General features: G+C 72.7%; 11 protein-coding genes. 8 read left to right on the top strand and 3 right to left on the bottom strand.

Annotation, left to right across the window (positions count from 1 at the left end):
- Window positions 1-90: 90 nt before the first annotated feature.
- Complete coding sequence (locus tag ACFYOS_RS33310; protein WP_387150312.1) at window positions 91-2,511, bottom strand: DEAD/DEAH box helicase; 2,421 nt, start codon at window positions 2,509-2,511, stop codon at window positions 91-93.
- A 181-nt stretch (window positions 2,512-2,692) separates the two neighbouring features.
- On the opposite strand from ACFYOS_RS33310, the gene ACFYOS_RS33305 reads away from it, so the two are divergent.
- The 7 genes from ACFYOS_RS33305 (at window position 2,693) to ACFYOS_RS33275 (ending at window position 11,843) form a co-directional block, all read left to right on the top strand.
- Window positions 2,693-3,049 carry an STAS domain-containing protein gene (locus ACFYOS_RS33305; RefSeq protein ID WP_387150309.1) on the top strand — a complete coding sequence of 119 codons (357 nt, stop codon included), beginning with the start codon at window positions 2,693-2,695 and terminating at the stop codon, window positions 3,047-3,049.
- Window positions 3,049-3,483: an ATP-binding protein gene (locus ACFYOS_RS33300; protein ID WP_387150301.1), complete on the top strand. Its 435-nt coding sequence runs from the start codon at window positions 3,049-3,051 to the stop codon at window positions 3,481-3,483. Before ACFYOS_RS33305 ends, ACFYOS_RS33300 begins: the two co-directional genes overlap by 1 nt.
- A gap of 320 nt (window positions 3,484-3,803) precedes the next feature.
- Complete coding sequence (locus ACFYOS_RS33295) at window positions 3,804-6,158, top strand: sodium-translocating pyrophosphatase (RefSeq protein ID WP_387150298.1); 2,355 nt, start codon at window positions 3,804-3,806, stop codon at window positions 6,156-6,158.
- Between the two features lie 123 nt (window positions 6,159-6,281).
- Window positions 6,282-6,821: a hypothetical protein gene (locus ACFYOS_RS33290; RefSeq protein ID WP_387150295.1), complete on the top strand. Its 540-nt coding sequence runs from the start codon at window positions 6,282-6,284 to the stop codon at window positions 6,819-6,821.
- Complete coding sequence (locus tag ACFYOS_RS33285; protein WP_387150293.1) at window positions 6,812-7,420, top strand: hypothetical protein; 609 nt, start codon at window positions 6,812-6,814, stop codon at window positions 7,418-7,420. Before ACFYOS_RS33290 ends, ACFYOS_RS33285 begins: the two co-directional genes overlap by 10 nt.
- 334 nt (window positions 7,421-7,754) lie before the next feature.
- Window positions 7,755-10,565 (top strand): type I DNA topoisomerase, encoded by a 2,811-nt coding sequence (topA, locus tag ACFYOS_RS33280; RefSeq protein WP_387150306.1) that lies wholly within the window; start codon window positions 7,755-7,757, stop codon window positions 10,563-10,565.
- Between the two features lie 72 nt (window positions 10,566-10,637).
- Window positions 10,638-11,843, top strand: coding sequence for a CapA family protein (locus tag ACFYOS_RS33275; protein WP_387150290.1), 1,206 nt, complete (start codon window positions 10,638-10,640; stop codon window positions 11,841-11,843).
- Here ACFYOS_RS33275 and ACFYOS_RS33270 read toward each other — a convergent pair.
- On the bottom strand, window positions 11,795-13,123 hold the full coding sequence (locus ACFYOS_RS33270; protein ID WP_387150287.1) for a D-arabinono-1,4-lactone oxidase: 1,329 nt from the start codon (window positions 13,121-13,123) through the stop codon (window positions 11,795-11,797). The genes ACFYOS_RS33275 and ACFYOS_RS33270 overlap by 49 nt on opposite strands.
- Window positions 13,124-13,348: 225 nt before the next feature.
- Here ACFYOS_RS33270 and ACFYOS_RS33265 point away from each other — a divergent pair, with 225 nt between their 5' ends.
- Window positions 13,349-13,924, top strand: a complete 576-nt coding sequence (locus ACFYOS_RS33265) for a TetR family transcriptional regulator (protein WP_387150303.1) — start codon at window positions 13,349-13,351, stop codon at window positions 13,922-13,924.
- A 120-nt stretch (window positions 13,925-14,044) separates the two neighbouring features.
- Here the strand turns inward: ACFYOS_RS33265 and ACFYOS_RS33260 are convergent, their stop codons facing one another.
- Window positions 14,045-15,253: an amino acid deaminase/aldolase gene (locus ACFYOS_RS33260; protein WP_387150285.1), complete on the bottom strand. Its 1,209-nt coding sequence runs from the start codon at window positions 15,251-15,253 to the stop codon at window positions 14,045-14,047.
- Window positions 15,254-15,330 lie beyond the last annotated feature (77 nt).

Here is a 15,330-nt window from a genome sequence, read left to right as displayed (position 1 = left end):
TCAGAAGGGTGTTGATGTCTGTCGTCACAAACGGATCATCAACACCCTTCCCCCGTCTCCGCAGCCCCGAATGACTTCGGACTTACTCGTCTAGGCGACCGCTTGGTCGGCCGCCGACCGGTCGTCCTGCTGGGGCACGGCCGCTCCCCGGCCGCGCGAGTCACCCGCCGCCGCGAGGTTGGCGAGGACCACGTCGAGGACCTTGACCGCGTCCGGCTTGGAGAGCGGGTTGTTGCCGTTGCCGCATTTCGGGGACTGGACGCAGGAGGGGCATCCGGTCTCGCAGCCGCACTCGGCGATCGCGTCGCGAGTGGCGCGCAGCCATGCCGCCGCGGTCGCGTACGCCCGCTCGGCGAAGCCGGCTCCGCCGGGGTGGCCGTCGTAGACGAAGACGGTGGGCGCCTCGGTGTCCGGGTGCAGCGCCGTGGACAGGCCGCCGATGTCCCAGCGGTCGCAGGTCGCCATCAGCGGTAGCAGGCCGATCCCGGCGTGCTCGGCGGCGTGCAGCGCCCCCGGGACGTCGGCCGCCTCGACCCCGGCGACGGCCAGCGACTCCGGCGAGACGGTGAACCAGACCGCGACGGTACGCAGTTCCCGGGCCGGCAGGTCCAGCGGCCGGGTGTCGATCACCTCGCCGGTGGCGATCCGGCGTCGCTGGTACGACACGACCTGGCTGGTCACGTCCACCTCGCCGAGGAACAGCCCGACCGGCCCGGCGTCCACGTACGAGCGGACCGACACCACGGACAGCGAGGTGACGTCCCGGGCGTGGGTGGACCAGTCCGGCTCCTCGGCGTGCACCAGCGCGCACCCGTCGGCCAGGTCGAGCGAGTCGACCACGTACGAGACGCCCTGGTGCAGGTAGACCGCGCCGGGGTGGAGCATGAAGTGCGACGATCCCCCGTCGACTGTGCCGAGCAGCCGCCCGGTGGCCGCCTCCACCACGCAGACCGGCGACCCGCCCTCGCCGCGCAGGTCGACCTCGGGGCGTTCCCGGTGCCGCCAGTACCACCCGGTCGGCCGCTGCCGCAGGGCGCCGGCCTCGACCAGCGAGTCGACCGCCTCCTTCGCGCCCTCGCCGAAGAGTTCCAGGTCGGCGGGGGTGAGCGGGGCCTCGAACGCGGCGCAGGCGAGCTGCGGGGCGAGCACGTACGGGTTGGCCGGGTCGAGCACGGTCGTCTCGACGGGCCGCCCGAACAGCGCCTCCGGGTGGTGCACCAGGTAGGTGTCGAGCGGGTCGTCCCGGGCCACCAGCACCGCGAGGGCCTCGTCGCCGGAGCGGCCCGCCCGGCCGGCCTGCTGCCACAGCGACGCCCGGGTGCCCGGCCAGCCGCAGATCAGCACCGCGTCCAGGCCGACCAGGTCGACGCCGAGTTCCAGCGCGTTGGTGGAGGCGAGCCCGAGCAGGTCGCCGTGTAGCAGCGCGCGTTCCAGCTCGCGTCGCTCCTCGCGCAGGTAGCCGGCCCGGTAGGCGGCCACCCGTTCGCCCAGCCCGGGCACCGCCTCGTCCAGCGCCCGCCGAGCGTTCGCGGCGACCACCTCGGCGCCGCGCCGGGACCGGACGAAGGCGAGGGTGCGTACGCCCTCGACGACGCTGTCGGTGAGCAGGTCGGCGGTCTCCCGCAGCGCCGACCGGCGAACCTGGAGGAGATCGGCGTCGGGAGAGGGGGTCTCTGAAGAGGGCAGCAGCGGCGGCTCCCACAGCGCGAAGGTCACCCCGCCGCGCGGCGAGGTGTCCTCGGTGACCGCCTCGACCGGCAGGCCGGTGAGCCGCCCGGCCGCCGTCGCCGGGTCACCCGAGGTCGCCGAGGCCAGCACGAAGACGGGGGTACTTCCGTAGCGGGCGCACTGCCGGCGCAGCCGGCGCAGCGCGTGCGCCACGTGCGAGCCGAACACGCCCCGGTAGGTGTGGCACTCGTCGACGACCACGTACGCGAGCCGGCGCAGGAACCCGGACCAGTGCGTGTGCCCGGGCAGGATGCCGTGGTGCAGCATGTCCGGGTTGGTCAGCACGAACCGGGAGTGCCGGCGGATCCACTCCCGCTCGGTGCGCGGGGTGTCGCCGTCGTAGCAGGCGGGGCGTACCCCCTCCAGCTCGAGGCCGGCGACGGCGCGCAACTGGTCGGCGGCGAGCGCCTTGGTCGGGGCCAGGTAGAGCACGGTGGCACGGGGGTCGGCGAGCAGCGTGGCCAGTGCCGGCACCTGGTACGCCAGCGACTTGCCGGACGCCGTCCCGGTGGCCACCACCACATGCTTCCCCGCGTACGCCAGCTCGGCGGCCTCGGCCTGGTGCCGCCACGGGGCGACCACGCCGCGTCGCGCGAACGCCGCCCGCAGCTCCGCGGGCGCCCAGCCGGGCCACGGCGCCGGTTCCCCGGCGCGGGCCGGCACCCGCTCGACGTGGGTGACCGGGTCGGCGGCGTGCCGAAGGCGCAGCCGGCGCAGCAGCTCGGCCGGCGGGCGGCCGGGGCCGCTGCTCGCCGATACGGTGGCTGGGGACGACGGCTTCAGGTCGTGGCGCGGCGATAGATGCGCCGAGCTGAAGCTGTCGTGGGTCACGTCCTGCACTCTCGCACTGGTGTTCGGAATTGGGAACCGGGGGGCGTGGGTATGGGGAAGCCTCCGACGGTGACCCGAGAGGGTCGCGCACGGGGATGGTTAGATGCCTGGAGAGCTTACCGAGGAGGGACCGATGGAGCTGTCGCTGGCGACCCGTGCCGTGGGGGAGCACACGGTGCTCGAGGTCGGCGGTGAGGTGGACGTCTACACCGCGCCACGCTTGCGGGAACGGCTCCTGGAACTGATCGACGGTGGTGCCCGCCGGGTCGTGGTCGACCTGGGCCGGGTGGACTTCCTCGACTCGACCGGCCTCGGCGTGCTGGTCGGCGCGCTCAAGCGGCTCCGCTCCGCCGGTGGCACCTTCGCCCTGGTCTGCGACAAGGAGCCGCTGCTCAAGATCTTCCGGATCACCGCGCTGGACCAGGTGTTCCCGTTGCACCCCACGGTCGATGCGGCGATCAGCGCCGACCCGACCGGCGCCGGCGCGTGATGGCGACCGTCAAGCTCTCCTTTTCCCCGGCGCCGGTGCACGTCCGCACCGCGCGCCTGGTCGGCGTCGCGGTGGCCCGGCGAGCCGGCGTACGCGAGGACCTGCTCGACGAGGTGCGCCTGGCGATCGGCGAGGCGTGCACCCGGGCGGTCGCCCTGCACCGGCAGTACGGGCTGCCCGACCCGGTGTACATGGAGATGTCCGACAGCGGGGCGTACACGGTGCGGGTGGTGGATCGCGCTCCGATCGAGGCGGGCGTCGGTCTGGCCGCCCTGCCCCCGGACGAGCTGGCCAAGGAGTCGCTCAGCGAGGACGCGCTGACCACCGGCGTCGGCTTCGCCCTGCTCGCCGGCTTCGTCGAGGACCTCCAGGTGCGCCCGGTCGAGGAGGGCGTCGGCACCGAGGTCCGGATGGTGTGGCCGGTCCGCCGCTGACCTGACAGTTCATCGCGTAGGCCGCGTTCCCCGAGAGGAGCGCGGCCTCGTCGCGTTGGTCGCCCCATATATCAGATTTCTTCGCATAGCACAGCGACGAAGATCATCGAGACACGACGGCCCCTCGGTGTGACCCTCAACACGTCGGAGGGCTACAGTACCCGGGTTGTCAGCAAGTGATCCGTCCCGTATCCAGCGGGAACGGGTGTTCATCGCTGGTCCGCCGGGGTGGGTTGGCGCGCGCTTGCGAGTCCGCATCCAGGCGTCGGCCCGTGCATCTCTACGGACCGGCGCGAGTTGTTCGGTACAGGAGGACATAGATGTCCGGGACCTTGGCCGCCGACGGCGGCGCACTGTCCCTCACCGGAGCCAACGTGACGTACGTCGTCATCGCCGCGGTCATCGCGCTGGTGGCGCTCGTCTTCGCCGCCACCTTGACCAAGGCGGTACTGGCAGCCGGTACGGGAACCACCAACATGCAGGAGATCTCCGGGGCGGTGCAGGAGGGCGCGACGGCGTACCTGCTCCGGCAGTTCCGCACCCTGGCGATCTTCGTGGTCATCGCCTTCGTGCTGCTCTTCCTGCTGCCGGTGCACGACACCGACGGCAACCAGACCCTGGTGAAGATCGGCCGGTCGGCCTTCTTCGTGGTGGGCGCCGGATTCAGCGCGTTCATCGGTGGCGCCGGCATGTGGCTCGCCACCCGCGCCAACCTGCGGGTCGCCGCGGCCGCCCGGGAACGCGAAGGCGGGCGCGAGGGCGCCATGAAGATCGCCTTCCGGACCGGCGGCGTGGTCGGCTTCCTCACCGTCGGCCTCGGCCTGTTCGGTGCGGCGCTGGTCGTCCTCCTGTTCAAGGGCGACGCCCCGACCGTGCTGGAGGGCTTCGGCTTCGGTGCCGCGCTGCTCGCCATGTTCATGCGGGTCGGCGGCGGCATCTTCACCAAGGCCGCCGACGTCGGCGCCGACCTGGTCGGCAAGGTCGAGCAGGGCATCCCGGAGGACGACCCGCGCAACGCCGCCACCATCGCGGACAACGTGGGCGACAACGTCGGCGACTGCGCCGGCATGGCCGCCGACCTGTTCGAGTCGTACGCGGTCACCCTGGTTGCCGCGCTGATCCTGGGCCGCGCCGCGTTCGGCGAGACCGGTCTGGTCTTCCCGCTGATCATCTCCACCATCGGGGTGCTCGTCGCGATCGTCGGCGTCTTCATCACCCGGCTGCGCGCCTCCGACCGCAACGGTCTGACCGCGATCAACCGAGCGTTCTACCTCTCCGCGGCGATCGCCGCGGTGCTGGTGGCGATCGCCGCGTTCGTGTACCTGCCGGCGAGCTTCAGCGAGCTGGAGGGCGGCCTCACCGACGTCGACCGGAACCCGCGGCTGGTGGCCATCGGCGCGGTGATCATCGGCATCGTGCTGGCCGCCGCGATCCAGGCGCTGACCGGCTACTTCACCGAGACCAACAAGCGTCCGGTGCAGGACATCGGCAAGAGCTCGCAGACCGGCGCGGCCACCGTCATCCTCGCCGGCATCAGCGTCGGCCTGGAGTCCGCGGTCTACTCGGCCCTGCTGATCGGCGCCGGTGTCTTCGGCGCGTTCCTGCTCGGCGGCACCTCCATCACGCTGTCGCTGTTCGCGGTCGCGCTGGCCGGCACCGGCCTGCTCACCACCGTCGGCGTCATCGTCGCGATGGACACCTTCGGCCCGATCTCCGACAACGCCCAGGGCGTGGCGGAGATGTCCGGCGACATCGACGAGGACGGCGCGCGGACGCTGACCGAGCTGGACGCCGTCGGCAACACCACCAAGGCGATCACCAAGGGCATCGCGATCGCCACCGCGGTCCTGGCCGCGACCGCGCTGTTCGGCTCGTACACGGACACGCTGCGCAGCTCGTACGGGGACGCGGGCGTGAAGGACGTCGGCACCGAGATCCTCAACGCGCTCAACGTGGCCAACCCGCGCAACCTGGTCGGCCTGATCGTCGGCGCGGCGGTGGTCTTCCTCTTCTCCGGCCTGGCCATCAACGCGGTCTCCCGCTCGGCCGGCGCCGTGGTGATGGAGGTCCGCCGGCAGTTCCGCGAGCTGCCCGGCATCATGGACCGCACCCAGCGCCCCGAGTACGGCAAGGTCGTCGACATCTGCACCCGGGACGCGCAGCGCGAGCTGATGACCCCCGGCCTGCTGGCCATCCTGGCGCCGATCGCGGTCGGCTTCGGCCTCGGCCCCGGGGCGCTGGCCTCGTACCTGGCCGGCGCGATCGGGGCGGGCACCTTGATGGCGGTCTTCCTGGCCAACTCCGGTGGCGCCTGGGACAACGGCAAGAAGCTGGTGGAGGACGGCGCGTACGGCGGCAAGGGCTCCGACTCGCACGCGGCGACCGTCATCGGCGACACCGTCGGCGACCCGTTCAAGGACACCGCCGGCCCGGCGATCAACCCGCTGATCAAGGTGATGAACCTGGTCTCGCTGCTGATCGCGCCGGCCGTGGTGGCCTGGAGCGTGGGCGAGGACAGGAACCCGGCCCTGCGGATCACGATCGCCCTGGTGGCCGCGCTGGTCATCGTGGCGGCCGTGGTGTTCAGCAAGCGCAAGGGCGTCGCGATGGCCGATTCCGGCGACGGCACCGGCGCGGGCAGCGCGGAGGAGCGGGTCGAACCGGTCAACGCCTGAGTCCGACGAGATGGTGACGGTTCCCGGTCGGCGTTCCGCCGGCCGGGAACCGTGCCGTTCGGCGGTCTCGTGCCCGAAACCTGACCGGTGGCACTTCCACCGCGAGGCCGTACGCTGCTTCGCATGCGTACGCGCCGGGCGGCAACCGCCGGAAAGCTCACGGTGGTCCTGGCCACGCTCAGCCTCGTCGTCGCCGGGTGCGGCGGCCCCAGCCCCCGGGCGTGGGCCGCGTCGGTCTGCCAGGCGCTCACCCCGTGGCGCGCCGAGATCAACAAGCTGACCAGCAGCACCCAGCAGCAGATGACCGCGCAGACCACCCCGGCGCAGGCCAAGGAGAATCTGGTCCGGCTCTTCGCCGGGGCCGAGCAGGCCAGCGAGACCGCCCGACGCAAGGTCGAGGAGGCCGGCGTGCCGGAGACCGACCACGGCGAGGAGATCTCCGCCGGGTTCCGCGCCTCGTTGAGCAAGATGCGGGACGCGTACGGCCGGGCGCGGGACACCATCGACCGGCTGGACACCACCCGGGCCGGCGCCTTCTACGACGGGGTGCGGGCCGCGGTGGACACCCTCAACAAGGAGTACGACGCGAGTTCGCTGGACACCAGCAGGCTCAACTCGACCGAGCTCAAAGAGGCCTTCGACGAGGTCCCGGAGTGTCGCTGACGCATCCTTCCCCCGAACCGGTCCGCCAGCCCTCGCTGTTCTCCACCGAGGCGGCCGACCCGTCCCTCGCGGACCTGGCCGGCCTGCTCGCCGGGCCGGGCGAGGTGGTCCGGATGGGCGGTACCGCCCGGCTCTCCATGGTGGTGGACGCCGCCTGGCGGGTGCACGTGCTCGTCGCCGAGCTGGGCGCGCGGGGGGTGCCGGCGAGCTGGGAGCCGACCGAGGACGGGCGGCACCTGGTCCGCACCGCGTACGCGACCACGCTGGCCCCGCTCGCCACGGCCTGGCTGCGCGGCGCGGCGAAGCGTCCCCCGACCGGCTTCCACCTCAACGGGCGGCGGCTGCGGCTCTGGCTCGCCGCCGCTGGGGCGGCCGACCCGGCCGGTTTCCTGCTCCGGCTCGGCGCCGACGAGGACTGCTGGCCGCCGGTGCGGACCGCGCTGGCCGCGGTGGGCCTGCCGGGGGCGTTCGTGGAGCCGGCGGAGGGCGGGCCGGCGTACCGGATCGGGGGCCGGCGGCGGCTGGCCCGGCTGGCGGAGCTGGTGGGCGACCGCCCAGCCGCCGCCCCGACCACCGAGTGGCCCGGCTCACCGCCCTGACCAGCTGCCCGGGCGGCAGGCAACCTCGCCGGCTGTCCGATCCTGGACACCGCCGGCCGGTGGTTTGCCCGGGAAAACGGACAGGTGGCGGTCCGCCGTGGGGTGAGTGATCGTCACAGTGACCCGCTCGGCGCCCTACCCGCGGTGTACGGTGGCGCCGTTCGGCGGGTGCCGCCGCGCGGGCCGGGGCCGGTGGTCGCCAGAACTGATCGTTTGCCGCCCACGAAACCCGGAACGCGGACGGCGCGTTACGTTGGACATCCGGACCGCCGCGTCCGGCGGGTGCAATGCGGCCTGAAACGGGCAAGAAGCAGGAGTGAGGTCGGAGAGAGACGTGCCGAGCAACGCTGGAACCACCCGTCTGGTCATCGTCGAGTCACCGGCGAAGGCCAAGACGATCTCGGGCTACCTCGGCCCGGGGTACGTCGTGGAGGCAAGCTTCGGCCATGTCCGTGACCTCCCGCGCAACGCCGCCGAGGTGCCCGAGGGATATGAGGACAAGCCCTGGGCGCGGCTCGGCGTGGACGTGGATCACGGCTTCGCCCCGCTCTACGTGGTGTCCGCGGACCGCAAGAAGCAGATCAGCAAGCTGAAGTCGCTGGCCAAGCAGGTGGATGAGATCTTCCTCGCCACCGACGAGGACCGCGAGGGCGAGGCGATCGCCTGGCACCTGCTCGAGACGCTCAAGCCCAAGGTGCCGGTCAAGCGGATGGTCTTCCACGAGATCACCAAGCCGGCCATCCAGGCCGCGGTGGCCAACCCGCGTGACATCGACCGGGACCTGGTCGACGCGCAGGAGGCCCGGCGCATCCTCGACCGGCTCTACGGCTACGAGGTCTCCCCGGTGCTGTGGAAGAAGGTCATGCCGAAGCTCTCGGCGGGCCGGGTGCAGTCCGTGGCGACCCGGATCGTGGTCGAGCGCGAGCGGCAGCGGATGGCCTTCCGCACCGCCGAGTACTGGGACATCCTGGCCACCCTGGCGGTGGCCAACGCGGGCGAGGGGCCGCGCAACTTCAACGCCACCCTGATCGCGCTGAACGGCGACCGGATCGCCACCGGCAAGGACTTCGAGCCGACCACCGGCCGGGTCCGGGCCGGCGCCGGCGTGGTGCACCTCGACGAGAGCGGGGCGCGCGGGCTCGCCGCCCGCCTGGAGGGGCGCCCGTTCACGGTCACCCGGGTCGAGGAGAAGCCCTACCGCCGCCGGCCGTACGCGCCGTTCATCACCTCCACGCTCCAGCAGGAGGCGGCCCGCAAGCTGCGCTTCTCGTCGCAGCAGACGATGCGCACCGCGCAGCGGCTGTACGAGAGCGGCTACATCACCTATATGCGTACCGACTCGGTGAACCTGTCGGAGACCGCCATCGCGGCGGCCCGCCGGCAGATCGTCGAGCTGTACGGTGACCGCAGCGTGCCGCCGGAGCCGCGTCGCTACACCGGCAAGGTGAAGAACGCGCAGGAGGCGCACGAGGCGATCCGCCCGGCGGGGGACAACTTCCGCACCCCGGGCGAGGTGGCCAAGGAGTTGTCCGCCGAGGAGTTCAAGCTCTACGAGCTGATCTGGCGGCGCACCATCGCCTCGCAGATGACCGACGCGGTCGGCTCGAGCGTCTCGGTGCGCATCCGGGCCGTCTCCGCTGCGCAGGAGGAGGCCGACTTCGGCGCGACCGGCAAGACCATCACCGATCCGGGCTTCCTGCGCGCGTACGTCGAGTCGAGCGACGACGAGAACGCCGAGGCGGAGGACGCCGAGCGGCGGCTGCCCACCCTGGTCAAGGACCAGCCGCTGACCGCCGAGGAGCTGGCCGCGCAGGGCCACCACACCCAGCCGCCCGCCCGCTACACGGAGGCGTCGCTGGTCAAGGCGCTGGAGGAGCTGGGCATCGGCCGCCCGTCGACGTACGCGTCGATCATGCAGACCATCCAGGACCGCGGGTACGTCTTCAAGCGTGGTCAGGCGATGATCCCGTCGTTCCTGGCGTTCGCGGTGATCGGGCTGATGGAGCGGCACTACCCGCGCCTGATCGACTACGACTTCACCGCCAGCATGGAGAACGAGCTGGACGAGATCGCCGGCGGTGACCACGCCGCGGTCGACTTCCTCACCTCTTTCTACTTCGGCAGCACCAACGGCACCGGCGACCAGGCGATCGCCCATGCCGGGGGCCTGAAGAAGCTGGTCACCGAGAACCTCAGCGAGATCGACGCGCGCAGCGTCAACTCGATCCCGCTGTTCACCGACTCCGACGGGCGCGAGGTCGTCGTGCGGGTCGGCCGGTACGGGCCGTACCTCCAGCGGGCGGTGCCCGGCGAGCAGCCGGCCCCGAAGGCCGAGGGCGAAGAGGGCGGTGCCCCGGGCGACCGCGCGCCGATCCCCGAGGGGCTGGCCCCGGACGAGCTGACCCCGGAGAAGGTGCACGAGCTGTTCCTCGGCGGTGGGGGCGAGCGCAAGCTCGGCGACGACCCGGCGACGGGCGAGCCGATCGTGCTCAAGTCCGGCCGGTTCGGCCCGTACGTGGCCAGCGGCGAGCGGAAGTCCTCGCTGCTGCGCTCGCAGTCGCCGGACACGCTCACCTTCGACGAGGCGCTGAAGCTGCTCAGCCTGCCCCGCCTGATCGGCACCGACGCCGAGGGCAACGAGGTCTTCGCCAACAACGGCCGCTACGGCCCGTACGTCAAGCGCGGTGACGAGTTCCGCTCGCTGGACTCGGAAGACAAGATGTTCACCGTCTCGCTGGACGAGGCGCTCGCGCTGCTGGCCGCCCCGAAGACCCGCCAGCGCCGCGCCGCCGCGCCGCCGCTGCGGGAGATGGGCGCGGACCCGGCCACCGAGAAGCCGCTGGTGATCAAGGACGGTCGGTTCGGGCCGTACGTGACCGACGGCGAGACCAACGCATCGCTGCGGCGCGGGCAGACCCCGGAGGCGCTGACCCTGGAGGAGGCCTCCGAGATGCTCGCCGAGAAGCGGGCGAAGGGTCCGGCGCCGAAGAAGAAGGCGGCGGCGAAGAAGGCGGCCCCGGCCAAGAAGACCGCCGCTGCCAAGTCCACCGCCGCCAAGAAGACGACGACGGCGAAGGCGACCACCGCGAAGAAGGCGCCGGCGAAGAAGGCGGCCCCGAGGAAGGCCCCCAGCACGGCCGAGTGACGTCGGGGGCCCGAACGGGCTAACTGTGCTTGTCCGGCCGTCGGCCGGGAATCGCCTCCCTAACCTGGGGGCATGTCCGTACGCGCCGTGCCGCGTCGGCTGCTCCTCGGCATCGGGGTGGCCTTCGTGCTGCTGGTGTTCGCCGTGGTCGGCTCGTGGACGACGGGCCCGGCCGATCCGACGGCGACCGGCGTCACGCCGACGCGTGGTGCCGCGCACCCGCGGGTTCTGCGTCTGGTGGCCGCCGGTGACGTGCTGGTCCACCCGGAGGTCACCGAGCAGGCACGCCGGGACGCGGCGCGGGCCGGCCGGCCGGGCGGGCTGGACTTCGCCCCGATGTTCGCCGGGGTGGCGCCGGCCGTCCGCGGCGCGGACCTCGCGCTCTGCCATCTGGAGACACCGCTGGCCGACCCGGCGGGTCCGTTCGCCGGGTACCCGTCGTTCAACGTGCCTCCGCAGGTGCTCGACGGGGTGCGGTGGGCGGGGTTCGACGGCTGCTCGACCGCCTCGAACCACACACTCGATCAAGGGCCGGACGGGGTGGACCGGACGCTGCGGGCGCTCGACGCGGCGGGCCTCGGGCACACCGGCAGCGCCCGCAGCGCCGCCGAGGCGGCCACGCCGCGGATCTACCAGGCCGGTGGGATCCGGGTCGCGCACCTGGCGTACAGCCTGAACTTCAACGGGTTGACCCGCCCGCCCGGCCGGGAGTGGCTGGCCAACCTCATCGACCCGCCCGAGATCCTGGCCGCAGCGCACCGGGCGCGGGCCGCCGGCGCCGACATCGTCGTGCTCAGCCTGCACTGGGGTACGGAGTACCAGCATCTGCCCGACGCCGACCAGCAGGACTGGGCGCGGCAGCTGATCTCCTCGCCCGACGTGGACCTGATCCTCGGGCACCACGCGCACGCGGTGCAGCCGTTCCAGCGCTTCGGGGACAAGTGGGTGGTCTTCGGCATGGGCAACGAGCTGGCCCGGCACGAGGAGCCGGTCGCGGACAACCGCGAGGGGGTGATGGCCCGGGCCACCTTCACCGAGGTGAGCCCCGGGCACTGGACGGTGACCCGGATGGAGGCGCTGCCGACCTGGACCGACCTCGCCCCGGACCTGCGGCTGGTCGACCTGACGGCGGCGCTCGCCCGGCCCGGCACCTCGTCCACCGCCGCCGGCGGTTACCGCGCCGCTTACGACCGGGTGATGGGGTACGTCGGGGCGCTCGGGGCCACCGGTCAGGCGGTCGCCCCGGAGGGCGCGCCGCCGAGCACCCGGTCGAGGTAGGCGTTGGCGAAGCGGCGGTGCGGGTCGAGGCGGTCGCGGACCGCCAGGAAGTCGGCGAACTTCGGGTACGCCGGGGCGAGGGACGCCGCGTCGCGGTAGTGCAGCTTGCCCCAGTGCGGCCGGCCGCCCAGCTCTGTCGCCACCTCCTCGAACGCCCGGAAGTACGGCGCGAAGGGCGCGCCGACGTACTGGTGGATGGCGAGGTACGCCGAGTCGCGCCCGTACCCGTGGGAGAGCCAGATGTCGTCGGCGGCGGTGAACCGCACCTCGACCGGGAACTGCACCTTGAACGGCAGGCTGTCCACGATCCGCCGCAGTTCCTCCAGGGCCGTCGGCAGGGCGGCGCGTGGGAGGCCGTACTCCATCTCGACGAAGCGGACCCGGCGCGGGGTGCAGAACACCCGGTCGGAGCGACCGGTGTACGTACGTTCGGTGAGCGCCCGGGCGGAGACGGCGCTGATCCCGGGGACGAGTGCCGGGACGGCCCGGCCGAGCCGGCAGGCGCCCGCGAAGACGGTGTTGGCCAGGAAGTCGTCGTCCAGCCGGCCGCGCCAGCGGGGCAGCGGCCGGTCGTCGGCGGGCACCCGGTCGTTGGTCTTGACCTGCACCCGGTCGGTGTACGGGAACCAGTAGAACTCGACGTGGTCGTGCCCGGCGACCAGCTCCGGCAGTTCGGCGAGCACCGCGGCGAGTGCTGCCGGGCGTTCGTGCGCCCGGAGCACGAAGGCGTCGACGCAGCGCAGGGTGAGCTCGACCAGCACGCCGACCGCGCCGAGCCCGACCCGGGCGGCGGCGAAGACGTCCCGGTGCTCGTCAGCGGAGCAGCGCAGCACCTCGCCGGTGCCGGTGACCAGGGTCAGCCCGACCACGAAGGTGGAGAGGCAGCCGAGCTTCGCGCCGGTGCCGTGGGTGCCGGTGGAGAGCGCCCCGGCGACGGTCTGCGCGTCGATGTCGCCCAGGTTGGGTAGTGCCAGGCCGTGCGTGGCGAGCAGTTCGTTGAGGGCGTGCAGGGTCATCCCGGCCGGCACGGTGACCAGCCGGCGGGCCGGGTCGACGGTGACCCCGGTGTCGAGGTCGGTCAGGTCGATCCGGTGCCCGTCGGTCAGGGCCGCTCCGGTGAACGAGTGTCCACTGCCGACCGCCCGGATCGTCCGCCCGGCGTCGGCGGCGGCGCGAATCGCCTCGGCGACGTCGTCGACGGTCCGGGGGCGCACCACGAGGGCAGCGGTGCTGCGCTGGTTGCCGGCCCAGTTGGACCAGGCGGCGGGCGTGCTCGCCATTCAGGCTCCTCGAGATGAATATGAACTGACTTCATATCAGGAACCTGGTTCCCGGTAAATACCGCAAACGGGGCACGCTCGTTGTATCGGTAGTCACCGCCTGGTGACGTGCAGATATGTTCATCCGTCGAAGGGGGGTGGCGCCGAGTGTCCACACCAGCCGCCACGACCGGGCCGCTGCGCCGCGTACCGGTGCAGGGTCGAAGTGTCGCGCGGGTCCAGCGGATGCTGGACGCCTGTGCCGAGCTCGTCGACGAGGTGGGGTACGAAGGTTTGACCACGACCCTGCTCGCCGAGCGTGCCGAGGTGGCGATCGGGTCGGTCTACCAGTTCTTTCCGGACAAGCGGGCGATCGTGCAGGCGTTGACCCTGCGCACGATGGAGTCCTACCTCCAGCGGCTCGACGAGCGGTTCGCCTCCGACGACCTGACCTACTGGTGGGACGGCGTCGACGCGGCGATCGACGAGTACATCACGATGCACCGCACCGTTCCCGGCTTCCGTACCCTGCACTTCGGCGACGTGGTCGACCTGCACCTGCTCGATGAGCAGCGGGACAACAACGGCGTGATCGCCGACCAGTTGGCCCGGGTGCTCACCGAGCGTTTCGGACTGGCCGGCGTGCCCGACCTCCGGTTCCACCTGGAGATCGCGGTGGAGTCGTCCGACGCGCTGATCAAGCTGGCGTTCCGCCGTAAGCCCGAGGGCGACGATCAGGTGCTGGTCGAGTCGAAGGCGCTGATCCGGGAGTACCTGCATCGCCAGGTCGACGCCCGGACCGAGGTCGTCCAGCCGAGCTGAGCAGGGCGGCGCCGGCCCGGTGCCGGCGGCGGAAAGGTGGGCCGCCCGGGGTGCGACCGGGCCGGACGCGAACGGCGGGTTCCCGAGGTGCGCCGGGGCCCGCCGTCACCGTTTCCTCCGCTAGAGGAACGCGTGCCCCTCGCCCCGGTAGGTGGGCACAGTCGCGACCACCACGTCGCCGTCGACCAGGTGCACCTCGTTGACGTGTTCGCACAGCTCGCCGGCCTTGGCGTGCCGGAACCAGACCCGGTCGCCGACCCGCAGGGTGTCCGCCGCCGCGCCCGCGAGCGGGGTCTGCACCTCGCCCGCGCCCTCCGCCCCGAGCAGCTTCAGGCCCGCCGGCAGCCACGGCCGGGGGAGCCGGCTGTCCGCGGCCGGGCCCGAGGCGATCCAGCCGCCACCGAGCACGGTGGCCAGCCCGGGTCCCGGGCGGCGGACCACCGCGCAGGCGAAGAAGGCCGCCGGGGTCGGGCGCCAGGCCCGGTACGCGTCGAAGAGCGTCGGCCCGTACAGGCCGGATCCCGCGGTCACCTCGGTGACCGCGGGATCGGCGCTGGTCGCGGCGACGCTGCCGGTGCCGCCACCGTTGACGAACTCCAGGTCGGCGTGTTCGCGTACCGCGGCGACCGCCGCCGCGCGCCGGGCCAGCAGTTCCCGGTACGACCCCCGCTGGGCGGCCCGGATCGCCGTGCCGAGCAGCGCCTGCCCGGGCGGGGCGTCGCCGAGGCCGGCGATCTGCGCCTCGTACGACATCAGCCCGACCAGCCGGAAGCCCGGCCGGCCGGCGACGGTGGCGGCGAACGCGCCGGCGGCCCGGGCGCTGTGCACCGGGGAGCGGCGCACGCCCACGTGAACCCGACCCCCCAGCGGTCGCCAGGACGCATCCAGGTCGACGCAGAGCCGCAGCGGCGGCCGGCGCCCCGGCGGGCACACCTCGTCGACCAGGTCGAGTTGGGCGGTGTCGTCGACCATCAGGGTCACCGCCGCGGCGAGCACCGGGTCGGCGGCCAGTTCGGCGAGCGCTCCCCGGTCGGCGGTGGGGTACGCCACCAGCACGTCGTCGCTGACGCCGGTGCGGGCCAGCCAGATCGCCTCGGGCAGGGTGAACGCCATCACGCCGTGCCACCCGGGCCGGTCCAGCGCCCGGGTCAGCAGCTCGCGTACCCGTACCGATTTGCTGGCGACCCGGACCGGCTTGCCGGCGGCCCGGTCGACCAGCGCGTTCGCGTTGCCGTCGAAGGCGGAGAGATCGACCACGGCGTACGGCGGGTCGAGGTGCGCGGTCGCCCGTTCGAGACGATCGCGAAGTTTGTCACGGTCGGTGGCCACGTCTGTACGCTAACTGTCTGGGCGTCAATGCGAAATACCCTCGCGTCTGTCCGGCCTGCGGGCGGTGGTACCGGCGG

This window comes from Micromonospora sp. NPDC005806, from assembly GCF_042871425.1.
Lineage (GTDB): Bacteria > Actinomycetota > Actinomycetes > Mycobacteriales > Micromonosporaceae > Micromonospora.
The sequence above is the reverse complement of the archived record's forward strand: the minus strand, read 5'-3'. Positions and strand labels throughout refer to the sequence as shown.